Source organism: Pseudooceanicola aquaeponti (assembly GCF_050897975.1).
Classification (GTDB): Bacteria; Pseudomonadota; Alphaproteobacteria; order Rhodobacterales; family Rhodobacteraceae; genus Pseudooceanicola.
Genome location: NZ_JBPAXY010000005.1, coordinates 424,578 through 447,400 on the forward strand (window position 1 = coordinate 424,578; position 22,823 = coordinate 447,400).

The following is a 22,823-nucleotide window of genomic DNA, read 5'->3' on the forward strand; positions in this document are numbered from 1 at the left end:
ATGCTGCCCATCCTCGGGTGGGAACTGACGTCCGGCTGCCGCAAGGCGCGCCGGACGTTATCGGTAACGCCCGGGTCAATGATCGGGCCAGAGAGGCCCGGCACTCAACTGGGAGATACCTATGAGTCTGAGATCCGTTCTGCTCGGTGCTGCGGCCCTGTCCGCCATCGCACCGGCCGCCTTTGCCGAGCGCGGCGCCGACGGCCACGTCAACATCATCTACTGGCAGGCCCCCTCGGTTCTGAACCCCTACATGTCGGGCGGCACCAAGGACATCGAATCCTCTTCGATGATTCTGGAGCCCCTGGGTCGGTTCGACGAGACCGGCGCGCTGGTGCCCTTCCTGGCGGAAGAGATCCCCACCGTGGAAAACGGCGGCGTCTCGGAAGACCTGACCACCATCACCTGGAAGCTGAAAGAGGGCCTGCTGTGGTCCGACGGCACCCCGATGACCTCGGAAGACGTGGTCTTCACCTATGAATACTGCACCGCCGAAGGCTTCGGCTGTGCCCAGGGCGCCAAGTTCGACAGCGTCGCCAGCGTCGAAGCGCTGGACGAGCTGACCGTGAAGGTCACCTTCGCGGCGCCGCAGCCGAACCCCTACCTGCCCTTCATGGGCGGCCAGTCCCCGATCGTGCAGAAAGCCCAGTTCGAAAGCTGCCTGGGCGAAGCGGCCTCGACCTGTACCGAAGCCAACTTCAACCCGATCGGCACCGGCCCCTTCGTGGTGGATGAGTTCAAGCCCAACGACGTGATCACCATGTCGGCCAACCCCAACTACCGCGACCCGGCCAAGCCCGCCTTCGCCACCGTGACCTTCAAGGGTGGCGGCGACGCAGCCTCGGCCGGTCGTGCCGTGCTGGAAACCGGCGAATTCGACTACGCCTGGAACCTGCAACTGGCCCCCGAAGTCATCGCCGAGATGGAAAAGGGCGGCAAGGGCAAGACCGTGGTCGGCTTCGGCACCCTGGTCGAGCGTATCGAGATGAACCTGACCGATCCGTCCTCGGATCTGTCCGCCGACATCCGCTCGACCCGCGAAGCGCCGCATCCCTTCCTGTCGGACGTGCGCGTGCGCAAGGCGCTGTCGATGGCCATCGACCGCGAGATCCTGGTGGAAATCGGCTATGGCGAAGCGGGCCGCGCGACCTGTAACCTGGTCCCCGCCCCTGCCCTCTATGCCTCGCCCAACACCGACTGCCTGACGCAGGACCTGGAAGGCGCCAAGGCGCTGCTGGACGAAGCCGGCTGGGTCGACACCAACGGCAACGGCATCCGCGACAAGGACGGCGTCGAAATGGAAGTGCTCTTCCAGACCTCGACCAACGCCGTGCGCCAGAACTTCCAGGACGCCATCAAGGCCTGGTGGGAAATGATCGGCCTCTCGGTCGAGCTGCGCAACGTCTCGGGTTCGGTCTTCTTCGGCGGTGACGCGGGTTCGCCCGACACCTTCCAGAAGTTCTATGCGGACACCGAAATGTACGCCAACAACTTCGACGGCACCGATCCGCAGGCCTACCTGGCCCAGTACCGCTGCGACAACGAACCCCAGCCCGACAACCAGTGGCAGGGTGAGAACATCAACCGCTACTGCGACCCGGAATACGATGCCCTGCTCGACGAGCTGGCACAGACCGGCGAGCTGGAGAAGCGCGGCGAGATCGCCATCAAGCTGAACGAGATGCTGACCAAGGAAAGCTACACCATCGTTCCGCTGGTTGACCGCGGCCGTGTTTCCGCCCATTCCAACACGCTCGGCGGCGTTGTCCTGAACACCTGGGACAGTGAGCTGTGGAACGTGGCCGATTGGTATCGTATCAAGGAATAAATCCTTCCCCGGAGATCCGGGCCGCCCTGCGGTCCGGGTCTCCGACCCTCCTGCCTGACCCGCGGGTCCGGATGCGCCACTGACAGACCCCACGGGCCGGGACAGCCCCGCCGGGGTCGGGCCGCCGGACAGGATCAGCGCCCCAGACGCCGGGACCCTTCATGCTGAATTTCACCCTCCGACGGCTGTTGATCGCCGTGCCAACCCTGCTGGCAAGCGCCGTGGTCATCTTCGGCCTGCTGCAACTCGCCCCCGGCGACCCGATGGCCAACGTGCCGTTGACGGTCCCGCCCGAGGTCAAGCAGCGAATGCGCGAGGCCCTGGGCCTTGGCGAACCCGTCCACATCCAATTCTGGAAATGGCTGGTCCAGTTCTTCTGGATCGAACCCCAGGTCCTGATCGACCATATCTTCGGCACCTCGCTGGCCGAGGGCAAGCTGCGCGTGCTGTCCTGGCAGACCCGGTCGCCCGTGATGGACATCGTGGTGCAACGCCTGCCGCAGACCCTGTGGGTCGTGGGCACCTCCTATGCGGTCGGCATCCTGATCGCCCTGCCCATCGGCATCTACTCGGCCTATCGCCAGTATTCGGTCTTCGACCAGGCGGGCACGTTCATTTCCATGGTCGGCTATTCGGTGCCGACCTTCTTCACCGGCGTGCTGCTGATCGTGATCTTCTCGGTCAACATGCCGCGCGAAAGCTTCTTCTGGTTCCCGTCGATCTACGACACCACCCATGTGGTCGACAGCTGGTCCGCCTTCGGCTTCCAGATCCGCCAGATGTTCCTGCCGGTCATGGTGCTGGCGCTCTATAACGCCGCGCAGATCTCTCGCTTCATGCGGGCCTCGATGCTGGACAACCTGAACCAGGACTATGTCCGCACCGCCCGCGCCAAGGGCGTTGGCGAACGCGCCGTGGTCATGGTGCATGTGCTGCGCAACTCGCTGATCCCGGTGGTCACCGTCATCGCGCTTGGCGTGCCGCAGGTCTTCGGCGGCGCCATCATCACCGAGCAGGTGTTCAAGGTGAACGGCCTGGGCCACCTGCTGATCGGCGCGATCGAGGCCAACGACCTGCCCATGGTGCAGACGCTGACCTTCATCTTTGCCGTCCTGATCGTGCTCTTCAATCTCATCGCCGATGTCCTTTACGGCATCCTCGACCCGCGGATCCGCTATGACTGACCCTACCTCCGAAACCGTCCCCGCAACCGGCGGCGCCACCGAAGCGGGCGGCGTGCTGACCGGGCCGATCCCCACCACGCCGCCGCGCAGCCAGTGGCACGAGGTCTGGACCCAGTTCCGCCACCACAAGGGCGCCATGGCCGGGGGCATCGTCTTCCTGATCATCGTGCTGGGCGTGGCCTTCGGGCCCTGGATCTGGCCGCAGGACCCGGCGGCGATCGACTTCCGCGCGCGCAACGTCGGCCCCACATGGGCGCATCCCTTCGGCACCGACCAGCTGGGCCGCGACATGCTGGCCCGGATGATCGAGGGCGGCCGGGTGTCGCTGTCGGTGGGCATCACCGCGATGCTGCTGGCGCTGGTGCTGGGCACGCTGATCGGCACCCTGGCAGGGTATTTCAAGCGTCTGGACAATATCCTGATGCGGCTGACCGACCTCTTCCTGGCGCTGCCGCTGCTGCCGCTGCTCTTGGTCATGGTGCTGCTGTTCCGCGAACCGCTGGCCGCCGCCTTCGGGATCGAGACCGGGATCTTCATCCTGATGGTCTCGGCCATCGGCGTGACCTCCTGGATGCCCACGGCGCGGATCGTGCGCGGCGACGTGCTGGCCCTGAAGGAACGCGAGTTCGTTCTGGCGGCGCAGTCCATCGGCACCACCAACACGATGATGATCATGCGCCACATCCTGCCCAACGTGATCTCGCCCATCGTGGTCTCGGCCACCCTCGGCATCGCCAATGCGATCATCACCGAGTCGGCACTGTCCTTCCTCGGCCTCGGCTTCCCGCCGGACTTCCCCACCTGGGGCCGCCTGCTCTTCGACGCCGTGGACTACATGCAGCAGAACCCCGAACGGGTGGTCATGCCGGGCATCGCCATCTCGCTGACGGTGCTGTCGGTGAACTACCTCGGCGACGGTCTGCGCGACGCCCTGGACCCGCGCATCCGCGGCCGCTGAGGCATCGCCACCCCGAAAAGGAAACGCCCGGACCGCAAGGCCCGGGCGTTTTGCATTCCGGCAAGGCGCGCGCAGGCGCCCTAGCCCTCTTTCTTCTTCGTGGGTCGCTTGGCGATGGTGCCCTGGGCGGCGGCCACGATCTTCTCTTCGCCGTCCTTCACCGCGAAGATGTCACAACGGCAGACCGCCTGCGTCGCGCCATGGGACATCACCTGCCCCCGCGCCACCAGCCGCTCGCCCACGCCGGGGCGCAGGAAGTTGATCTTCCATTCCAGCGTCAGCACGTCCTGAAGAACCGAACCGCCGGCAAAGGTCAGCGCCATGTCCGCCAGGGTCGAGGTCACGCCCCCGTGGACAAAGCCGTTGTGCTGCTTGTGGCGCTCTTCGATCTCCAGCGTCAGCTCGCAAAAGCCCACCTCGAAACGCGCGATCTCGACGCCGACCAGCTTGGAAAACGGCTGCGCGTCCAGGATCGCCTGGCCAAAAGGTATGAGATCCATTGATGTCCTCCCCATCTCTCCTCGCCGCCCAGTCTGCCCGGCCTGCCCCCGCGGTCCAGCCCGACGCTGCGTCGCGTGCCCCGGACCTCAAAGGGCCGCCCCCGGCCCGTCCCCGCGTCCAACCTCGCCCCGGCGTGTCCCGCCCCACCTTTCTCATTGCCAAAAATATCCCGGGGGGAATTGAGCCCGCCAGGGCTCAAGGGGGGCAGAGCCCCCTGCCCGCCCCCGCAAACGAAAAGGGCGACGCCAAAGCGCCGCCCCTTCCCTGTCCTTCTGGGCCGCAAGATCAGTCGATCTTGGCCAGCAGGTCGCCGATGCTTTGCTTGGCATCGCCATAGTACATGCGGGTGTTGTCCTTGTAGAACAGCGGGTTCTCGATCCCGGAATAGCCCGTGCCCTGGCCGCGCTTGGACACGAAGACCTGCTTGGCCTTCCACACTTCCAGAACCGGCATCCCGGCGATCGGGCTGTTGGGATCTTCCTGTGCGGCCGGGTTCACGATGTCGTTCGAGCCGATGACGATGACCACATCCGTGTCGGGGAAGTCGTCGTTGATCTCGTCCATCTCCAGCACGATGTCATAGGGCACCTTGGCCTCGGCCAAGAGCACGTTCATGTGCCCTGGCAGACGGCCCGCCACGGGGTGGATGGCGAAACGCACCTCTTTCCCCTTGGCGCGCAGCTTGCGGGTCAGCTCGGCCACGTTCTGCTGCGCCTGGGCGACGGCCATGCCGTAGCCCGGCACGATGACCACGCTGTCGGCCTCGTCCAGGGCAGCGGCCACGCCGTCCACGTCGATGGGCTTCTGCTCGCCCTCGACCTCCATCGCCGGGCCCGTGGTGCCGCCGAAGCCGCCCAGGATCACCGAGACGAAGCTGCGGTTCATCGCCTTGCACATGATGTAGCTGAGGATCGCACCGGAGGAGCCCACCAGGGCGCCCACCACGATCAGCAGGTCGTTGGACAGCGAGAAGCCGATGGCCGCTGCCGCCCAGCCCGAGTAGCTGTTCAGCATCGACACCACCACCGGCATGTCGGCGCCGCCGATGCCCATGATCAGGTGATAGCCGATGAAGAGCGCGGCCAGGGTCATCAGGATCAGCGGCAGGGTGCCGCCCGAGGTCATGTACCACACCAGGCACAGCACCGAGATCACCGCCGCGGCGATGTTCAGCAGGTGCCCGCCGGGCAGTTTCTCGGCCTTCGAGGTGACCTTGCCCGCCAGCTTGCCATAGGCAATGACCGAGCCGGTGAAGGTCACGGCGCCGATGAAGACGCCCAGGAACAGCTCGACCGAGAGGATGCCCAGCTCGACGCCCGACTTATGGGCCACCAGCTCGCCGAAGACGCCCGAGGGCTCGGCGCCGCCGGCCAGGCGCGCCATGGTGATATGGGCGTTGTAGCCGACGAAGACCGCCGCCAGGCCAACCAGCGAGTGCATGGCCGCCACCAGCTGCGGCATCTCGGTCATCTCGACCTTCTTGGCCACGTACCAGCCGATGATGCCGCCGCCCGCGATCAGGATCGCGGACAGAAGCCACAGGCCGGAACCCGGCCCGATCAGCGTTGCCGCCACGGCCAGGGCCATGCCGACAATGCCGTACCACACGGCGCGCTTGGCGCTTTCCTGGCCCGAGAGCCCGCCCAGCGAAAGGATGAAGAGAACAGCCGCGACCACATAGGCCGCCGTCGTAAATCCGAAGTCCATGTCTCTGTTCTCCTTAGGATTTCTGGAACATGGCGAGCATACGCCGCGTCACGAGGAAACCGCCGAAGATATTGATCCCGGCCATGAAGACCGACAGGGCGGCCAGCAGGATCACCAGCCAGGAGCCGGAGCCGATCTGCATCAGCGCGCCCAGGATGATGATCGAGGAGATGGCGTTGGTGACGGCCATCAGCGGCGTGTGCAGCGAATGCGAGACGTTCCAGATCACCTGGAAGCCCACGAAGACCGACAGCACGAAGACGATGAAGTGCTGCATGAAGCTGGACGGGGCGATCAGGCCCACGCCCAGGATCAGCACGGCCATCACGGCCAGCAGGGTCACCTGGGTCTTGGTTTCCTTCTTGAAGGCGGCGGTTTCGGCCGCGCGCTTCTCTTCCGGGGTCAGCTCCGGCGCCTTGGGCTTGGGCTTTTGCGCCGCGATGGCGGCCACCTTCAGCGGCGGCGGCGGGAAGGTGATCTCGTGATCATGGGTGACGGTGGCCGAGCGGATCACGTCGTCTTCCATGTCGTGGTTGATCACGCCGTCCTTCTCGGGCGTCAGATCCGCCATCAGGTGACGGATGTTGGTGGCGTAAAGCGACGAGCTTTGCGTTGCCATGCGCGAGGGGAAGTCGGTGTAGCCGATGATCGTGACGCCATTGTCGGTCACGACCTTCTGGTCGGCCACGGTGCCCTCGGCATTGCCGCCCTTTTCCGCCGCCAGGTCGACGATGACCGAGCCCGGCTTCATCGACTTGATCATGTCCTCAAGCCACAGCTTGGGCGCCTCGCGGTTGGGGATCAGCGCGGTGGTGATGACGATGTCGATATCCGGAGCGATCTCGCGGAACTTGGCCAGCTGCGCCTCGCGGAACTCGGGGCTGGAGACAGCGGCGTAGCCACCGGTGGCAGCGCCGTCCTGCTGCTCTTCCTCGAAGTCCAGATAGACGAACTCGGCGCCCATGCTCTCGACCTGTTCGGCCACTTCGGGGCGCACGTCGAAGGCATAGGTGATGGCGCCCAGCGAGGTCGAGGTGCCGATGGCGGCCAGACCGGCCACACCGGCGCCGATCACCAGCACCTTGGCCGGGGGCACCTTGCCCGCTGCCGTGATCTGACCGGTGAAGAACCGGCCAAAGTTGTTGCCCGCCTCGATCACCGCGCGATAGCCCGCGATATTGGCCATGGACGACAGGGCGTCCATCTTCTGGGCGCGGCTGATGCGCGGCACCATTTCCATGGCAATGGCGGTGCTGCCCTGGGCCTTGATGGCCTCCAGCAGGTCCGCATTGCCGCCCGGGTTCAGGAAGGAAATCAGCGTCTGGCCTTCGCGCAGCAGCTTCACCTCTTCCTCGGAGGGCTGGCGCACCTTGGCCACCACATCCGCCTGGGCATAAAGCGCCCCGGCATCGGCCAGCACGGATACCCCGGCCTCCTCATAGGCGGCATCCGTGAACCCGGCCTTGGCGCCAGCTCCGCTTTCGATCAGGCACTCGTGCCCCAGCTTCTGCAATTGCAGCGCCGAGTCCGGTGTCATCGCGACACGCGCCTCTCCCTCGAACACTTCCTTCGGCGTTCCGATCTTCACCTGTGTCGTCCCCCTTCTGGTCCAACGAATTCGCATTGGCCGGAATTTTCCGGCGTGCATGGTCTTTGGCCGCGCAAGATTGTTGCGCGCAGGCTAGGCCGGGTTTGCCCCGGATGGCCCCATCCTGTCAAACACAACCATATGACGACCTGACGGGAGGTCCAGCCCGAACCCCTTGTGATCTAAGCTTTGATCGCTTTCTGTCCCCCCGAAGGCCGCAGCGTCGCGTCGCACACATGACAGCCATGTGTCACACGCGCGGCATCGGGCGGGGCGCGCCGGTCGTTGATCCGGCCCTTGATCCGGCCCGGGCCTTCATCATAGGCTTTCTTTCGATATGCGGAACGAATTTCCGCAAATGGGAGGAAAGACATGGATCTGAAAGGCAAACACGCCCTCGTCACCGGCGGGGGCACCGGCATCGGGCTGGCCATCGCCCGCGCCCTGGCAGAAGCCGGGGCCGAGGTGACCATCACCGGCCGCCGCATGGAGGTGCTGGAGGCGGTGGCGGGCCCGGGCCTGCACCCTGCGGTGATGGATGTGACCGACGAAGGCGCCATTCGCGACGTCACCGCCGCCGCCGTGGCGGCGCGCGGGCCGGTGCAGATCTGCGTGGCCAATGCGGGCATCGCCGAGGGCCGCAAGCTGCACAAGACCAGTGCCGAGTTCTGGCGCAAGATCATGGCCACCAACCTGGACGGCTGTTTCTACACCGTGCGCGAAAGCCTTCAGTCGATGCTGACCACCGACTGGGGCCGGGTCATCGCCGTGTCCTCGATCGCGGGCCTGCGCGGCGCGGGCGGCGCCGGGGCCTATGCGGCGTCGAAACACGGGGTGATCGGCATGATGCGCAGCTTCGCCGAGGATTTCCTGGGCCAACCCTATACGTTCAACTCGATCTGCCCGGGCTATGTGGACACGCCCATCGTCACCCGCAACACCGATGCCATCTCGGCCCGCGCGGGCGTCAGCGAGGCCGAGGCGCGCGAGATGATGGTCAAGCTGAACCGGCACAACCGGCTGATTTCGCCCGAAGAAGTGGCCGCCGCCGCGCTGTGGCTGTGCAACCCCCTGTGCGAAAGTGTCAACGGCACCGAGGTGCGTATCGCGGGCGGCCAGATCTGACCGCGCCTGCGGGATAAGGGACGGTGGGGGGACCCCCACCCTACGGGCCGAGGCACGGGCCGGTGTAGGGTGGGGGTTACCTCAGCCTGCGCCGACCGGGCGCAGCAAAAGGTGCAGGGCGGGGGTTACCCCGCCTTTTTTCAACCGGACATCGGAAAACACGTAAGCTGGGTATACCCCCCCCGCCCGCGCTCAGGCGCTGCGCAGCACCGGCCAGGCCTGGCGGCCCTGCGACCAGGCGCGGGCCGCCTCGCCCAGGCCCTCGAACAGGGGCCGCGACACGGGGTCGTTGGCGGCGTTGTATTCCGGGTGCCATTGCACCGCGAGGGTGAACCCAGACGCCCCGTCCACATAGGCCGCTTCCGGCGTACCGTCCGGCGCGTGGCCGTCGATGACGAAGCGCGCGCCCGGCGTCACCACCCCCTGGCCATGCAGGGTGTTGGTCATCACCTCCTGCGCGCCCATCACCTGGTGGAACACGCCCCCCTCGGTAAAGGTCACCTTGTGGCGCAGGGCGAATTTCTCTTCCAGCGTGCCATCGGGGGGCATCCGGTGGTTCATCCGCCCCGGCAGGTCGCGGATCTCGGGGTGCAGGGTCGAGCCCATGGCCACCGCCACCTCCTGGAAGCCTCGGCAGATGCCGAGGAAGGGCTGGCCGCGTTCCACGCAGGCCCGCACCAGCGGCAGGGTGATGGAATCGCGCGCCCGGTCAAAGGCCCCGTGCGCCTCGGTTTCCTCTTCGCCGTATTCGTTGGGGTGCACATTGGGCCGCCCGCCGGTCAGCACGAAGCCGTCGTAGGTCTCCAGCAGCTCGTCGACCGAGACGTAGCGCGGGTCGGCGGGGATCAGGGCGGGCTGCGCCTTGCAGACCTCGGCCACCGCCTCGCAGTTCATCACGCCGCCCGCATGGGTGCGGTAACTGCCGTCGATGACGTGGAGGTTGGTGATAATGCCGATTAACGGTCGTTTCATGTTCGGGCCCCTTGCTATGCAGGGCAATCTAGCCCCACGGCCCCGTGATTTAAACGGAAATCACTGTGCAGCGACGCACCCCCGCCCCTCAGCACCCCGGAATTTCGCGAAAATGCCCAGAACTGGGCAGAATGGAGCGCCGCAGGTGCATCTTCCGGCGTCGCCCGCTGCGCGCGCTCAGAGGCGCTCTGCCTCGGCGGCCTGCGGCAGGGCCTGGGGCACTTCCTCCTCGTCTCCGTCAAAGGCGGCGAAAAGAACGGCGGCGGCCATCAGCAGGCCGAAGAGCGCGGCCAGGACGATGCCACCGATCGGCACGGCATGGTGGCGGCGCTGGCGGTCGATCTCGGTATCGGATGCAGACATGGTGTCCTCCTTTGGCGGCTCAACGCGGCGCCCCGCCGGACTGTTCCCCGGCCCGCCCCTTGCAATCCCCGCGCTGCGGCGCAACATCGAGGGCAAGACAGATGCGAAAGGACCCGCCATGAAGGACGCCGCCGCCGAAACCGCCCACGAAACCGTCTACCTGGCCGATTACACGCCCTTCGGCTGGACGGTGGACGAGGTGCAGCTGACCTTCCAGCTGGCGCCCGAGGCCACCCGCGTGATCTCGCGCATCCGGTTTTCGCCCAATCCCGAGGGCAGCCAGGAGCGGTTCTTCCTGCATGGGGAAAAGCTGAAACTGATCTCTGCCCGGATCGACGGCGCCCCCGTCACCCCCGAGGTCACGCCCGAGGGCCTGACCTGCGCCGTGCCCGACGCCCCCTTCACCTGGGAGGCCGAGGTCGAGATCGCCCCGGCGCAGAACTTCGCCCTGGAGGGGCTTTACATGTCGAACGGCATGTATTGCACCCAGTGCGAGGCCGAGGGGTTCCGCAAGATCACCTATTACCCCGACCGCCCCGACGTGATGTCGGTCTTTACCGTGCGCATCGAGGGCGACGAGAAGGTCAAGCTGTCGAACGGCAACCCCGTGGCCGAGGGCGAGGGCTTTGCCGAATGGCACGACCCCTGGCCCAAGCCCGCCTACCTCTTTGCCCTGGTCGCGGGCGAGCTGGTGAACCATCCCGACCGCTTCACCACCGCCTCGGGCAAGGATGTGGACCTGAACATCTGGGTCCGTCCGGGGGACGAGGACAAATGCGCCTTCGGGATGGAGGCGCTGAAGAAGTCGATGAAATGGGATGAAGAGGTCTATGGCCGGGAATACGACCTGGACATCTTCAACATCGTCGCGGTGGACGATTTCAACATGGGCGCGATGGAGAACAAGGGGCTGAACGTCTTCAACTCGTCCTGCGTCCTGGCCAGCCCCGAGACCAGCACCGACGCCAATTTCGAACGCATCGAGGCGATCATCGCGCATGAATATTTCCACAACTGGACCGGCAACCGCATCACCTGCCGCGACTGGTTCCAGCTGTGCCTGAAGGAAGGGCTGACGGTGTTCCGCGACGCCAGCTTTACCGCCGACATGCGCTCCGAGCCGGTGAAGCGGATTTCCGACGTGATCGACCTGCGCGGCCGCCAGTTCCGCGAGGACAACGGCCCCCTGGCGCATCCCGTCCGGCCCGAAAGCTTTCAAGAGATCAACAACTTCTACACCGCGACGGTCTATGAAAAGGGCGCCGAGGTGATCGGGATGCTGAAACGCCTCGTCGGCGATGAGGGGTATTTCAAGGCGCTGGACCTCTACTTTGCCCGCCATGACGGCCAGGCCTGCACCATCGAAGACTGGCTGGCGGTCTTCGAAGAGGCCACGGGCCGCGACCTGACCCAGTTCAAGCGCTGGTATTCCCAGGCGGGCACCCCCCGCCTGCATGTGACCGAGACCTGGGAGGACGGCACCTTTACCCTTCATTTCCGCCAGGAAACGCCCCCCACCCCCGGCCAGCCCGAGAAGCTGCCCCAGGTGCTGCCGATCGAGGTCGGCCTGATCGGCCCCAATGGGGACGAGGTGCTGCCCACCACCCTGCTGGAGATGACGCAGGCCGAACAAAGCTTCAGCTTCCCCGGCCTGGGCGCGCGTCCCGTACCCTCGATCCTGCGCGGCTTCTCGGCGCCGGTGATCCTGCACCGCGACACCGACAATGCCGAACGCGCCTTCCTGATGGCCCATGACAGCGATCCCTATAACCGCTGGGAGGCGGGCCGGGGCCTGGCGAAACAGGCGCTGATGCGGATGATCACCGAGGACGCCGACCCCGACGAGGGCTATCTGGGCGCCCTGCATACCCTGCTGTCCGATGAAACCCTGGACCCGGCCTTCCGGGCGCTGGCCATGGCCCTGCCGTCCGAGGATGACCTGGCCCAGAGCCTGCACGAGGGTGGCCTGACCCCCGACCCGCAGCGGATCTGGGAAAAGCGCGAAGAGATGCGCGATGCCATGGCCCGCTGGATGCCGGACCTGCTGGAAAAGCTCTTCCATGCCCATCAGGTGCCGGGCAGCTATCAGCCCGACGCAGGCCCCGCCGCCTCGCGCGCGCTGGCCAATGCCGCCCTGGCCCTGCTGACCCGGCTGGACGGCGGCGCCAAGGCGCGGGCGCAATATGCGGCCGCCGACAACATGACGCAGCAGCTGGCCGCCCTGTCCTGCCTGCTGTCCATCGGCGCGGCCAAGGCCGAGCTGGCCGCCTTCTACGATCAGTGGCAGGCCGACCGGCTGGTGATCGACAAGTGGTTCTCGCTTCAGGTGGCCTATGCCAAACCGGCCGAGACGGCGGCCACCGCCGCCGCCCTGGTGGCCCATCCCGATTTCGACATGAAGAACCCCAACCGCTTCCGCGCGGTCTTTGGCGCCCTGACGATGAGCCCGGCGGGCTTCCACCATGCCTCGGGGGCGGGCTATGCCCTGCTGGCCGACTGGCTGCTGAAGCTGGATCCGCTGAACCCGCAGACCACGGCGCGGATGTGCACCGCCTTCCAGACCTGGAAACGCTATGACGCCGACCGCCAGGGCCTGATCCGCGCCCAGCTGGAACGGATTGCGGCGCAGGAGGGGCTGAGCCGGGACAGCTCGGAAATGGTGACGCGGATCCTGAACGGGTGACGGCACGCTGATCCGCAAGGATAAAGATGCGGCGCCCCTGGCGCCCGTCGTGACAAACCCCGGCGCCCCCAAGGCGCCGGGAAACGGCCCCCGCCGGTTTCCCTAGAATGTTAACGATCTGGCGACGGTTTAACGCCATATCTCCGCCAAGGTGCCACGTTTCGGCCCAAATGCCCCGGCAAAACTCCGGGACGTTCAAGATCGGAGATCCTCATGCGCGGCCTGCCAGACCTTTCCAGCCTTCGCACCCTCTTCGGAGGGGAGGCCCCGCCGTCGCCCGAGGCCCTGCCCGGCGCGGCGCTGATCGCCGAACAGGTCTCGCCCCAGGGCGGGCGCCAGATCCGCATCCGCAGCGCCGCCGAGGCCCGGGCCGAGGCCCCCGCCTCGACCGAGGTGCGCCGCCTGCTGCCGATCCGCCACGCCACCCGCGAACAAAGCACCTTCCGGGCCTATTTCGACAAGGGCCGCACCCTGGCCCGGCAGGACCGCTGGGATCTGCTGTCGCGGATGATCCGCGAGACCGACCGCCTGCGCGAGATCTCGCCCGCGGGCGTCCGCATGGCCGATGTGCTGGCCGCAGGCGCGCGGTCCGACATGGTCAGCGCCGCACGCAAGGCCATCCATCGCGGCGCCCAGCCCTGTGACGCCGCCATGGCCGATCTGGACGAGATGGCCGCCCAGGGCGACTGGCCCCTGGCCGCCACCGTGGCCCGGATGCACATGGATCTGGCCTGGCTGCACCATGGCGATCTGCCCCCGGTGTCGCGCCCGGCGCGCCCCTCGATTTCCTTCGAGGCCCATATGGCCCGCGCCGCCCGCCTGCTGGACGGCTACAGCCCGATCGAAGAGAACAGCCCGATGCTGGCCGAGGCGCGGATCGGCCTGCTGGCCGGGGATGTCACGGCGCGCGAGCGGATGGGCGACGAGTTCGAGGATCTGATCGACCTCGACCCGGCCAACCCCGGGCCGCTGCGGGCCTTCGGCCTTTACCTGACGCCCGACTGGTACGGCACCGATGCCGCCGCCATCGACGCCGCCGCCAGCGCCACCGCCGACCGGCTGGCCGACATCTGGGGCGACGGCGCCTATGCCTGGATCTGGCTGGACGCCCTGTCGACCGATGCCGAAACGGCGGCGGCCTGTGACGCCACCCGCCTGCGCCGGGGCCTTTTCGACATCCTTGACCGCAGCCCCCGGCAGGAGGTCGCCAACCTGCTGGCCGGCTTCTGCGCCCTGGCCATGGCCCCGGGCCGCGCGCCCGCGGGCCTGAGCGAGGCGGCGCGCAGCACCCGCACCGTCCTTCATGGCGCCGCCGACGCCATCATCGAACATCACATGACCGAAATCCGCCCCGAGGTCTGGCTGCGCGGCGCCCGCCCGGCCCTGGCCCTACCCGAAGAGCCGATGAGCCCCGCCGACCTGGCCGCCGATGCCGCGCAGATCGCCGCCATCGTCAAGGCGCGCCGTTCCGGGGCCGTCAAGCACTGAGGCCTCTTGCCCCCTTTCCCGCCCTGCCCTAGAACCCGGGATCAAGCCAATCCCGGAAAGGACAGACCATGCTGGACCTCACCTACGAGACCCCAAAGCCCAAGGTCATTGCGGGCGCGCAACATGATTGGGAACTGGTCATCGGGATGGAAGTCCATGCCCAGGTGGCCTCGAAGGCCAAGCTGTTCTCCGGCGGCTCGACCCTGTTCGGCGCCGAGCCCAATTCCAACGTCGCCTTCGTCGATGCGGCGATGCCCGGGATGCTGCCGGTCATCAACGAGTTCTGCGTGGCCCAGGCGGTGCGCACCGGGCTGGGTCTGAAGGCGGAAATCAACCTGCGCTCGGCCTTCGACCGCAAGAACTATTTCTACCCCGACCTGCCGCAGGGCTATCAGATTTCGCAGCTCTATCACCCCGTCGTGGGCGAGGGCGAGATCCTGGTCGACATGGGCCCGGGCGTCGCGCGCCTGGTGCGGGTCGAGCGGATCCACCTGGAACAGGACGCGGGCAAGTCGATCCACGACATGGATCCCAACATGTCCTTCGTCGACCTGAACCGCACCGGCGTCGCTCTGATGGAAATCGTCAGCCGCCCCGACATCCGCGGCCCGGAAGAGGCGGCGGCCTATGTCACCAAGCTGCGCCAGATCCTGCGCTATCTGGGCACCTGCGACGGCAACATGCAGAACGGCAACCTGCGCGCCGACGTGAACGTTTCGGTCTGCCGTCCGGGGCAATACGAGAAATACATGGAAACCCAGGACTTTTCCCACCTGGGCACGCGCTGCGAGATCAAGAACATGAACTCGATGCGCTTCATCCAGCTGGCCATCGACTATGAGGCGCGGCGCCAGATCCAGATCCTGGAATCGGGCGGCGAAGTGGTGCAGGAAACCCGCCTTTACGACGCCGACAAGAACGAGACCCGCTCGATGCGCTCGAAGGAAGAGGCGCATGATTACCGCTACTTCCCCGATCCCGACCTGCTGCCGCTGGAGATCGAACAGGGCTGGGTCGACGATATCGCCGCCTCGCTGCCCGAGCTGCCGGACGAGAAAAAGGCGCGTTTCGTCAAGGACTTCGGCCTGTCGGAATATGACGCCTCGGTGCTGACCGCCGAGGTGGTGAACGCCGAGTATTTCGAGGCCGTGGTGGCCAAATGCGCCGACGGCAAGCTGGCCGCGAACTGGGTCATCAACGAGCTGTTCGGGCGTCTGAAGAAGGACGACCTGGAGATCGCCGACAGCCCCGTCTCGCCCGACCAGCTGGCCGGGATCATCACCCTGATCAAATCGGGCGACATCTCGGGCAAGATCGCCAAGGACGTCTTCGAGATCGTCTTCACCGAGGGCGGCGACCCGGCCCAGATCGTCGAGGCGAAGGGGCTGAAACAGGTCACCGACACCGGCGCCATCGAGACGGCGGTGGACGAGGTCATCGCCGCCAACCCCGCGCAGGTCGAGAAGGCCAAGCAGAACCCCAAGCTGGCGGGCTGGTTCGTGGGCCAGGTGATGAAGGCCACGGGCGGCAAGGCCAACCCCAAGGCCGTCAACGACATCGTCGCGGCCAAGCTGGGCCTCTGATCCTGAGGCGCCGCTCTGGGACGGAGAACATGGCGGGGGTGCACGCCCTCCGGAGGATAGCAACGGGCGGGGCATTAAGCTCCGCCCGTTTTGCCGTTTTCGGCAGGTTGTTAACATGCACCGCGAGACATCGGCATCGCTTCGTCGCCTTTTGCGGCACGGCGGGAGGTAGGGAAGGTTAAGAACGGGTGACAGTTTGCCCCGAGGAGGGCGAGCTTCGATCCGGACGCAGGGTGATCGACACCTCCGCAATTTAGCGCTCACCCATGTCTCCTCGGGCCCAAACAAGGCACCACCAAACGGACGAAGATGTATATCGGCACATTTGACCACGAGTTTACAAGAATTTCGCCCTTGCGCCACAGATGGTTAGCGCAAAGTTGTTTGTTTTACCTTCTCCGCCCATTGCAATTATTTACGCTATCTCTACATTGAAGATCGAAGGCGGTTGCAAACATCAGGAAGTGGAGGACAAAATGGAACCTTGGATTCTCGGACTTGGAGCAAGCGGCGTCATGCTTCAGCTTGTCGCGTCAATTCTGCTGATTGTGAAATACTACTACGGCTGACCCGAATTGAATCAGGACCAACCAAGCGTCGGAAAGATGTTCGGCGAGCTTGTGAAAGCTCGTCGAATTGCGCTTGGCCTGACCCAGAGCGATCTCGCGGCTCGCGCATTCGGGAATGCTGACCGAAAGGGCGACGTCTCGAGGATCGAGAACGGGAAGTTCAAGCGACCAACTGAGGAGACCATCAGCAAGCTCGGCGAAGCTCTGGGAATTACCGAGGAGCTTCGCTCGGCAGTGACCCAAAAAAGGCAAGACGAAGCCACGCAAGCTACCTCCGAACTGGCCATCAGGCTGCAAGAGGCCCTGAAGGCTTCTGAGAAGACCCTCGAACTTCGCACAGAAATCCAACACAACACTCAGCTCGTGAAAGCGCTCGCCCGGCGATACGCCGAGGGCAACCCGGAGGATTTCGACGCGGCCCTGCGCGGGTTGGAACGCGCGTTGGAAGTGGCGGCGCAGCGCAGCCCGGGCGGCAACCTCGATGCCGAGGTGACGGCGATCATGGCCGAGGTGGACCGGCTGAACGACGCCGGGCGCTTCGAGGAGGCAGGGGAGGCCCTGTGCCGGGCACGGGAGGCGCGGCGGGAGCGGATCGCCGAGGAGAAGGCGGCACTGGTGGCGCTTCTGGACAAGGGGGTCGCCCAGGCGGTTCTGGTCCGCTCCGTCGATGAGGTGGTGAGCTGCGAGCTGGAAAAGCTGGAGATCGAGGTGCCACAGCCTGCCGCGCGGTTCGAGGCACTATTGCACGTCTGGGAAGGCTGGTACGCGCGCGGGCGCGACAAGGGACTCAATTTTGATTTAGAGGTCGCTATTTATCTGGCTGAAGCCAGCCAGAGCCTGGCGACCCACCCCAACGAACACGCCATTGCGCGCGAGAACCGTGGCCTCGCCCTTCAGACGCTCGGGCAACGCGAACCCGGCACCTACAAGCTAGAGAAATCCATTTCTGCATTTCACAGTGCGATTGAGGAACTGCCGCGCGAGAGATCTCCGCTCGAGTGGGCAAGGAAGATGAACAATCTCGGCGCTGCACTCACGGCACTCGGCGCACGCGAAAGCGGCACCGCGCGACTGGAGGAGGCCATCGCGGCCTATCAAGACGCCCTTCAGGAAATGACCCGCGAGAAGGTGCCGCTCGACTGGGCCAGCACGCAGATGAACCTCGGCAATGCGCTTCAAACCCTCGGGCAACGCGAAAGCGGCACCGCGCGGCTGGAGCAGGCCGTCGCGGCCTATCGGAACGCCCTGCAGGAATGGACCCGCGAGCGGGTGCCGCTCGACTGGGCCATGACGCAGATGAACCTCGGCACTGCGCTTGCGACCCTCGGGCAACGCGAAAGCGGTACCGCGCGGCTGGAGCAGGCCGTCGAGGCCTATCGGCGCGCACTTCTTGAATTGACGCGAGAGAGGGCACCACTCGGTTGGGCCGATGCGCAATTACACCTCGGCTCGGCGCTCCGGGCACTTGGTGAACGGGCAACCGGCACTGACAGGCTACAACAGGCCGTTGCCGCCTTTCGCAACGCCCTGCTGGAACTGACCCGCGAGAGGGTGCCGCTCGACTGGGCCATGACGCAGATGAGCCTCGGCAATGCGCTTCGGACCCTCGGGCAGCGCGAAAGCGACACGGCGCGGCTGGAGGAGGCCGTCGCGGCCTATCGGAACGCCTTGCAGGAAATGACCCGCGAGAGGGTGCCGCTCGACTGGGCCATGACGCAGATGAACCTCGGCAATGCGCTTCAGACCCTCGGGCAACGCGAAAGCGGCACCGCGCGGCTGGAGCAGGCCGTCGCGGCCTATCGGAACGCCCTGCAGGAATGGACCCGCGAGAGGGTGCCGCTCGACTGGGCCATGACGCAGGAGAACATCGCCCTGGCCGAGCTTGCCTTTGCCGACAAGACCGACGCCACCGCCGAGGCGCATCTGCGGGCCGCGCTGGCCCATGTGGAGGCGGCGCTGGAGGTCTATTCGCCCGAAAGCTCTGCCTACTACCACGATAGGGCAACCCGCCTGCGCGACGGCATCCTCTCCCGCCTCTGAGCTTGCCCTCCCCTGCGCCTCTGTTAGGCTTCGGCGCAAAAGGAGGCCCCATGCCCTATCTCAGCCCCGACATGGTCGTGAAACCCGAGTGGATCGATTACAACGGCCATCTCAACATGGCCTATTACAGCGTGCTTTTCGATCTGGGCAGCGATCCCTTTGCCGAGGCCATGGGGATGGGCGAGGCCTATCTGAAGGCCTCGGGCTGCACGACCTATACGGGCGAGTTCCGCATCCGCTATCTGCGCGAGGTGCATCTGGGGGCGAAGCTGCGGGCCTCGATGCGGTTGATCGATGTGGGGCCGAAGGCCTTTCATTATGCCCAAGAGCTGATCCATGAGGACGGCTGGGTGGCAGCCACCGGCGAGGGGATCAGCCTGCATGTGGACCAGGACAAGGGCCGCGGCGGGCCGAAAGTCGCCCCCTATCCGGCCCCGGTGAAGGCCAAGCTTGACGCCGCCTGGGCGGAACACCAGAAGGAGCCGGTGCCGGACTGGGTCGGCAAGCCGATGGGATTGCGGAAATGAACTGGGACTACCGGGTGATACCTGCCCCCGTGAAGGGGCGCCGCGCGCGCGGCGTGAAGGGGGCGGAGGCGCAGTTCGCCCTGGCCGTGGAGAGCGTCATCAACGAGATGGCCGCCCGGGGCTGGGAATACTGCCGCGCCGAGATGCTGCCGCAGGAAGAGCGCCGCGCCCGGGTGACCTATCGCAACCTGTTGGTCTTTCGCCGCGAGGCCGGGCAGACGGGGGAGGCGGGCGACATGGCCCCCCTGCCCGAGGTCGTGGCCGAGCGTCCGGGCCTGGCCCCGCGCCTGCGCCGCAGCGCCGGGCGGCTGATGGACGGGGTGCTGGCGCGCCCCGGCAAACGCCAGGAACCGCGGGTGGCCAAGGGCGAGGCGCCGCTGTTCCAGCACGAGGAAATGCGCCGTCCCGCGCGCAAGCTGACCGCCACCCCCGAAGAGGGCGAAAGCGGCGCCCCCGAGGCCCCGGTGGCCGATCCCCGCGCGCAGGACTGAGCGACCTTTCAGGCAAGGGAAGCCGGGGGCTCTGCCCCTCCCGTCGCCGGAGGGCGGCAAATGGGCGGAAGTCGCCGGGTGGCGCAATTGGACGGAAAAAGGGGGCTCTGCCCCCCTTGCGCCTGCGGCTCGCCGGGGCTCCGCCCCTTCGCGGCTGAAATCGTCCCCCGGACGATTTCCGAGACGCCGCTCAGCCCCCGGGATATTTTGGCAATGAGAAAGATGGGGCGGAGCGCGTAATGGTGCCCGTGTGCGCCGGGATTTGGGGCGGAGCCAGGGGGCTGTTGGCCCGCGTGCTGGACGGACGGAGGCGCAGGGACGCCCTCCCCCGCGCCAGATAGACGGACGGCGCGCCCGTCCGATGGGGCGTCTGCCTAGGAGGGAGGCCGCCGCGCCAGTCCCTACGGCGCGCGGCGGCCCCACACTCTGGCCCCTCGCTCAGGCGCTGAGGTCGAGGTTCAGCGCGTGGATCTGCGGCATCAGGTCGCCCAGGGCGTCATAGACGGCGCGATGCTGGGCGACGCGGGTCTTGCCCGCCAGCCCGGCGGCCTTCATCCGCACGATGAAATGGCTCTGCCCGCCTTCGGGATAGCCCGCATGGCCGCGGTGGCTTTCGCTGTCGTCGATCACCTCCAGCGTCTCGGGGGTGAAGGCGGCTTCCAGCCGCTCGCGGATCTCTGCCTGTCGGTTCATTTTTTCTCTCCTGGCCTCTTCAACTTGCTGGTCAAAAGTCTAAACTTCAGCGCCTGACTCGGAAAGCTCCCCCACGACCCAGGAGGCCCGCGCCCCATGCCCAAAAACGATCCCTTTGGTTTCGACATGTCCGTTTCCTCTGCCAAGAAGAAGCAGAATCGCGGTCGCCGCGGCATGTCCGGGGCCTCGGAAACCTCGACCCGCGTTTGCGAACACCCCGGCTGTACCGAACCGGGCAAGTACCGGGCGCCGAAAGCTCCGGATGTGCTGGACGATTATTACTGGTTCTGCAAGGACCACGTCCGCGAATACAATCAGAAGTGGAGCTTCTTCGACGGCAAGACCGAAGCCGAGATGAACGCCCAGGCCTCGGAAGACAAGGTCTGGGAACGCAAGACCAAGCCCCTGGGCGACCCCGAGGCGCGCGCCTGGGCCCGGCTGGGCATCGAGGACCCGCACCAGGTGCTGGGCCAGAACGCCACCCAGAACCCCGGTCGCAGCAACAACAACGGTCACACCCGCCGCCTGCCCCCGAAGGAACGCCAGGCGATCGAGATCCTGGACGCCAAGGATCACTGGTCCAAGGCCGAGGTGCGCAAGGCCTACAAGGCGCTGATCAAGGTGCTGCACCCCGACATGAACGGCGGCGACCGCAGCCAGGAAGAACAGCTGCAACAGGTGGTCTGGGCCTGGGATCAGATCAAGGACAGCCGCAGCTTCAAGTGAGGCGCGGCGCCCGTTGCGACGGAGATGCAAAAAGGGGCGGTGCCGATGGCGCCGCCCCTTTCGCTTTGACCGCTCGCTGCCGGCAATCAGCCGGTGATGCCCCGGATCACCAGGAACAGCCCCGCCGACAGCACCGCGGCGGCGGGCACCGTGATCACCCAGGCCGCGACGATGGTCATGAAATGCGACCGGCGCACCAGCTTGCGGCGGCGGCGTTCCTCGGCGGGGACCGGCAGGCCCTCGACCGGGGCGCGGGCGCGGCGCATCCGCCGCGCGGTGTCCCATTCGCGGAAGAAACCCACGCCGAAGACCCCGCCCACGGCGATATGGGTCGAGCTAACCGGCAGGCCCAGCCAGCTGGCCACGATCACCGTGATCGCCGCCGAAAGGGCCACGCAATAGGCGCGCATCGGGTTCAGCTTGGTAATCTGGTTGCCCACCATGCGGATCAGCTTCGGCCCGAAGAGGAACAGCCCGAAGGAGATGCCAAGCGCGCCGATCACCATCACCCACAGCGGGATCGCCACCGCATGGGTGAAATCCCCGGTCGAGGAGGCCTGCACGATGGCCGCCAGGGGCCCCACGGCATTGGCCACGTCATTGGCCCCATGGGCGAAGGACAGAAGCGCCGCCGAGGCGATCAGCGGAATGCCGAACAGCACCTTCAGCGACTTGTTGCGGTTTTCCAGGTTGCGCGACTGGCGCCGGATCACCGGGATCATCAGCAGCCAGGCCGCCACCGTCACCGCCAGGCCGATCAGCAGCGCCGTGGCCAGATCGACCGAGATCAGCTTCTTCAGCCCCTTCACCGTCAGGTAGCTGGCAAAGGCGCCGGCCATGATCCCCACCAGCACCGGCACCCAGCGACGGGCGGCGGCGATCTTGTCCTCGCGGTAGACGATATTGGCCTTGATGAACCACAGCACCCCCGCCGCGATCAGCCCACCCAAGAGGGGCGAGATCACCCAGCTGGCCGCAATCGCCCCCATCTGGCCCCAGCTGACGGCGGCAAAGCCTGCCGCCGCGATGCCCGCGCCCATGACGCCACCCACCACCGAATGTGTGGTGGACACCGGCGCGCCAATCCAGGTCGCCAGGTTCACCCACAGGGCCGAGGCCAGAAGGGCCGCCATCATCGCCGCGATGAAGGCCGAGGGGGTGCCCATGCTTTCCGGCGCGATGATCCCCTTGGCGATGGTCGACACCACATCGCCCCCCGCCAGCAGCGCGCCCGCGCTTTCGAAGATCGCGGCGATGACGATCGCCGCCCCCATGGACATGGCATTGGCACCCACGGCGGGGCCCATGTTGTTGGCCACGTCATTGGCGCCGATGTTCAGCGCCATATAGGCGCCGAAGGCCGCGGCGATCACCACGACCAGGGTATTGTCCGCATGGCCAAAGATCAGCGCCGCCAGGATCGCGGCGAAGACCACGAAGATCAGCGCCACGCCCATCCCCAGCAGGGGGCGGCTGGCCGCATCGGTGGCGCGTTCCAGGGTCGACAGGCGCCCCAGGTCGCGATCCAGCGTCTCCAGGTGACTGGGATCGAGGTTGCTGTTACCGGACATCCGCCCCTCCGTTCTTGTACCGCCAGCCGCCAACGGGCGACCGGATTACAGGCTGTCATGGGCCTGTTACAAAAGTTTCACATCCGATGACACCACCTTGCGCCCCTCGGCCGGGGCAAAACGCGATTTTCCTATGGCGCCCTGAAGGGCGGAAAGGACCGCCGGGGCCGGGCATCGGGCAAGACAGCCCCGCCGCTTTGCCCTAGAACAGAGCCAGTGCCGCGCG

The 22,823-nt window shown here is 66.3% G+C and carries 18 protein-coding genes; 11 read left to right on the forward strand and 7 right to left on the reverse strand.

All coding sequences use genetic code 11. The annotated features are described in order from the left end of the window. Window positions 1-121 precede the first annotated feature (121 nt). The 3 genes from ACRARE_RS14525 to ACRARE_RS14535 all read left to right on the forward strand — a co-directional run bounded on the left by ACRARE_RS14525 (window position 122) and on the right by ACRARE_RS14535 (window position 3,970). Window positions 122-1,828 carry a peptide ABC transporter substrate-binding protein gene (locus ACRARE_RS14525; RefSeq protein ID WP_432657165.1) on the forward strand — a complete coding sequence of 569 codons (1,707 nt, stop codon included), beginning with the start codon at window positions 122-124 and terminating at the stop codon, window positions 1,826-1,828. 161 nt (window positions 1,829-1,989) lie between these two features. Further along, the gene (locus ACRARE_RS14530) at window positions 1,990-3,012 is read left to right on the forward strand and encodes an ABC transporter permease (RefSeq protein WP_432657166.1); all 1,023 of its coding nucleotides are present in this window, start codon (window positions 1,990-1,992) and stop codon (window positions 3,010-3,012) included. Then, a complete protein-coding gene (locus ACRARE_RS14535) occupies window positions 3,005-3,970 on the forward strand; it encodes an ABC transporter permease (protein WP_432657167.1) in 966 nt (321 codons plus the stop codon). The genes ACRARE_RS14530 and ACRARE_RS14535 overlap by 8 nt, the downstream gene beginning before the upstream one ends. An 80-nt stretch (window positions 3,971-4,050) precedes the next feature. Here the strand turns inward: ACRARE_RS14535 and ACRARE_RS14540 are convergent, their stop codons facing one another. The 3 genes from ACRARE_RS14540 to ACRARE_RS14550 form a co-directional block, all read right to left on the reverse strand. After that, complete coding sequence (locus tag ACRARE_RS14540) at window positions 4,051-4,470, reverse strand: PaaI family thioesterase (protein ID WP_432657168.1); 420 nt, start codon at window positions 4,468-4,470, stop codon at window positions 4,051-4,053. 286 nt (window positions 4,471-4,756) lie between these two features. After that, window positions 4,757-6,178 (reverse strand): NAD(P)(+) transhydrogenase (Re/Si-specific) subunit beta, encoded by a 1,422-nt coding sequence (locus tag ACRARE_RS14545; RefSeq protein ID WP_432657169.1) that lies wholly within the window; start codon window positions 6,176-6,178, stop codon window positions 4,757-4,759. A gap of 13 nt (window positions 6,179-6,191) precedes the next feature. Beyond that, window positions 6,192-7,766, reverse strand: a complete 1,575-nt coding sequence (locus ACRARE_RS14550) for a Re/Si-specific NAD(P)(+) transhydrogenase subunit alpha (RefSeq protein WP_432657170.1) — start codon at window positions 7,764-7,766, stop codon at window positions 6,192-6,194. Between the two features lie 372 nt (window positions 7,767-8,138). Between ACRARE_RS14550 and ACRARE_RS14555 the strand changes: the two genes are divergently transcribed. Continuing rightward, window positions 8,139-8,891 carry an SDR family NAD(P)-dependent oxidoreductase gene (locus tag ACRARE_RS14555; RefSeq protein ID WP_432657171.1) on the forward strand — a complete coding sequence of 251 codons (753 nt, stop codon included), beginning with the start codon at window positions 8,139-8,141 and terminating at the stop codon, window positions 8,889-8,891. Window positions 8,892-9,083: 192 nt separating this feature from the next. Here the strand turns inward: ACRARE_RS14555 and ACRARE_RS14560 are convergent, their stop codons facing one another. Together ACRARE_RS14560 and ACRARE_RS14565 are read right to left on the reverse strand one after the other, a co-directional pair. Then, the gene (locus tag ACRARE_RS14560; RefSeq protein WP_432657172.1) at window positions 9,084-9,863 is read right to left on the reverse strand and encodes a gamma-glutamyl-gamma-aminobutyrate hydrolase family protein; all 780 of its coding nucleotides are present in this window, start codon (window positions 9,861-9,863) and stop codon (window positions 9,084-9,086) included. A 177-nt stretch (window positions 9,864-10,040) separates the two neighbouring features. Further along, a complete protein-coding gene (locus ACRARE_RS14565) occupies window positions 10,041-10,226 on the reverse strand; it encodes a hypothetical protein (protein WP_432657173.1) in 186 nt (61 codons plus the stop codon). Between the two features lie 118 nt (window positions 10,227-10,344). Here ACRARE_RS14565 and pepN point away from each other — a divergent pair, with 118 nt between their 5' ends. The 6 genes from pepN (at window position 10,345) to ACRARE_RS14595 (ending at window position 19,607) form a co-directional block, all read left to right on the forward strand. Further along, window positions 10,345-12,909 (forward strand): aminopeptidase N, encoded by a 2,565-nt coding sequence (gene pepN, locus ACRARE_RS14570; RefSeq protein ID WP_432657174.1) that lies wholly within the window; start codon window positions 10,345-10,347, stop codon window positions 12,907-12,909. A gap of 213 nt (window positions 12,910-13,122) precedes the next feature. Continuing rightward, the gene (locus ACRARE_RS14575; RefSeq protein ID WP_432657175.1) at window positions 13,123-14,397 is read left to right on the forward strand and encodes a hypothetical protein; all 1,275 of its coding nucleotides are present in this window, start codon (window positions 13,123-13,125) and stop codon (window positions 14,395-14,397) included. Between the two features lie 68 nt (window positions 14,398-14,465). Further along, the gene (gene gatB, locus ACRARE_RS14580; protein WP_432657176.1) at window positions 14,466-15,980 is read left to right on the forward strand and encodes an Asp-tRNA(Asn)/Glu-tRNA(Gln) amidotransferase subunit GatB; all 1,515 of its coding nucleotides are present in this window, start codon (window positions 14,466-14,468) and stop codon (window positions 15,978-15,980) included. A gap of 605 nt (window positions 15,981-16,585) precedes the next feature. Further along, the gene (locus tag ACRARE_RS14585; RefSeq protein WP_432657177.1) at window positions 16,586-18,589 is read left to right on the forward strand and encodes a helix-turn-helix domain-containing protein; all 2,004 of its coding nucleotides are present in this window, start codon (window positions 16,586-16,588) and stop codon (window positions 18,587-18,589) included. A gap of 50 nt (window positions 18,590-18,639) precedes the next feature. Beyond that, complete coding sequence (locus ACRARE_RS14590) at window positions 18,640-19,116, forward strand: thioesterase family protein (protein WP_432657178.1); 477 nt, start codon at window positions 18,640-18,642, stop codon at window positions 19,114-19,116. Next, the gene (locus tag ACRARE_RS14595) at window positions 19,113-19,607 is read left to right on the forward strand and encodes a DUF4177 domain-containing protein (RefSeq protein WP_432657179.1); all 495 of its coding nucleotides are present in this window, start codon (window positions 19,113-19,115) and stop codon (window positions 19,605-19,607) included. Before ACRARE_RS14590 ends, ACRARE_RS14595 begins: the two co-directional genes overlap by 4 nt. A gap of 438 nt (window positions 19,608-20,045) precedes the next feature. Here ACRARE_RS14595 and ACRARE_RS14600 read toward each other — a convergent pair whose 3' ends face one another. Continuing rightward, on the reverse strand, window positions 20,046-20,300 hold the full coding sequence (locus ACRARE_RS14600) for a BolA family protein (protein ID WP_432657180.1): 255 nt from the start codon (window positions 20,298-20,300) through the stop codon (window positions 20,046-20,048). Between the two features lie 96 nt (window positions 20,301-20,396). Here ACRARE_RS14600 and ACRARE_RS14605 point away from each other — a divergent pair, with 96 nt between their 5' ends. Beyond that, complete coding sequence (locus ACRARE_RS14605) at window positions 20,397-21,026, forward strand: DnaJ domain-containing protein (protein WP_432657181.1); 630 nt, start codon at window positions 20,397-20,399, stop codon at window positions 21,024-21,026. An 86-nt stretch (window positions 21,027-21,112) separates the two neighbouring features. On the opposite strand, the gene ACRARE_RS14610 is transcribed toward ACRARE_RS14605, so the two are convergent. Further along, window positions 21,113-22,597, reverse strand: a complete 1,485-nt coding sequence (locus tag ACRARE_RS14610) for an inorganic phosphate transporter (protein WP_432657182.1) — start codon at window positions 22,595-22,597, stop codon at window positions 21,113-21,115. Between the last annotated feature and the right edge of the window lie 226 nt (window positions 22,598-22,823).

Bases quoted from the DNA above. Each gene is read 5' to 3' on its own strand.
- ACRARE_RS14525 (WP_432657165.1), top strand. From the start codon at position 122: ATGAGTCTGAGATCCGTTCTGCTCGGTGCTGCGGCCCTGTCCGCCATC.
- ACRARE_RS14530 (WP_432657166.1), top strand. From the start codon at position 1,990: ATGCTGAATTTCACCCTCCGACGGCTGTTGATCGCCGTGCCAACCCTG.
- ACRARE_RS14535 (WP_432657167.1), top strand. From the start codon at position 3,005: ATGACTGACCCTACCTCCGAAACCGTCCCCGCAACCGGCGGCGCCACC.
- ACRARE_RS14540 (WP_432657168.1), bottom strand. From the start codon at position 4,470: ATGGATCTCATACCTTTTGGCCAGGCGATCCTGGACGCGCAGCCGTTT.
- ACRARE_RS14545 (WP_432657169.1), bottom strand. From the start codon at position 6,178: ATGGACTTCGGATTTACGACGGCGGCCTATGTGGTCGCGGCTGTTCTC.
- ACRARE_RS14555 (WP_432657171.1), top strand. From the start codon at position 8,139: ATGGATCTGAAAGGCAAACACGCCCTCGTCACCGGCGGGGGCACCGGC.
- ACRARE_RS14560 (WP_432657172.1), bottom strand. From the start codon at position 9,863: ATGAAACGACCGTTAATCGGCATTATCACCAACCTCCACGTCATCGAC.
- ACRARE_RS14565 (WP_432657173.1), bottom strand. From the start codon at position 10,226: ATGTCTGCATCCGATACCGAGATCGACCGCCAGCGCCGCCACCATGCC.
- pepN (WP_432657174.1), top strand. From the start codon at position 10,345: ATGAAGGACGCCGCCGCCGAAACCGCCCACGAAACCGTCTACCTGGCC.
- ACRARE_RS14575 (WP_432657175.1), top strand. From the start codon at position 13,123: ATGCGCGGCCTGCCAGACCTTTCCAGCCTTCGCACCCTCTTCGGAGGG.
- gatB (WP_432657176.1), top strand. From the start codon at position 14,466: ATGCTGGACCTCACCTACGAGACCCCAAAGCCCAAGGTCATTGCGGGC.
- ACRARE_RS14585 (WP_432657177.1), top strand. From the start codon at position 16,586: ATGTTCGGCGAGCTTGTGAAAGCTCGTCGAATTGCGCTTGGCCTGACC.
- ACRARE_RS14590 (WP_432657178.1), top strand. From the start codon at position 18,640: ATGCCCTATCTCAGCCCCGACATGGTCGTGAAACCCGAGTGGATCGAT.
- ACRARE_RS14595 (WP_432657179.1), top strand. From the start codon at position 19,113: ATGAACTGGGACTACCGGGTGATACCTGCCCCCGTGAAGGGGCGCCGC.
- ACRARE_RS14600 (WP_432657180.1), bottom strand. From the start codon at position 20,300: ATGAACCGACAGGCAGAGATCCGCGAGCGGCTGGAAGCCGCCTTCACC.
- ACRARE_RS14605 (WP_432657181.1), top strand. From the start codon at position 20,397: ATGCCCAAAAACGATCCCTTTGGTTTCGACATGTCCGTTTCCTCTGCC.
- ACRARE_RS14610 (WP_432657182.1), bottom strand. From the start codon at position 22,597: ATGTCCGGTAACAGCAACCTCGATCCCAGTCACCTGGAGACGCTGGAT.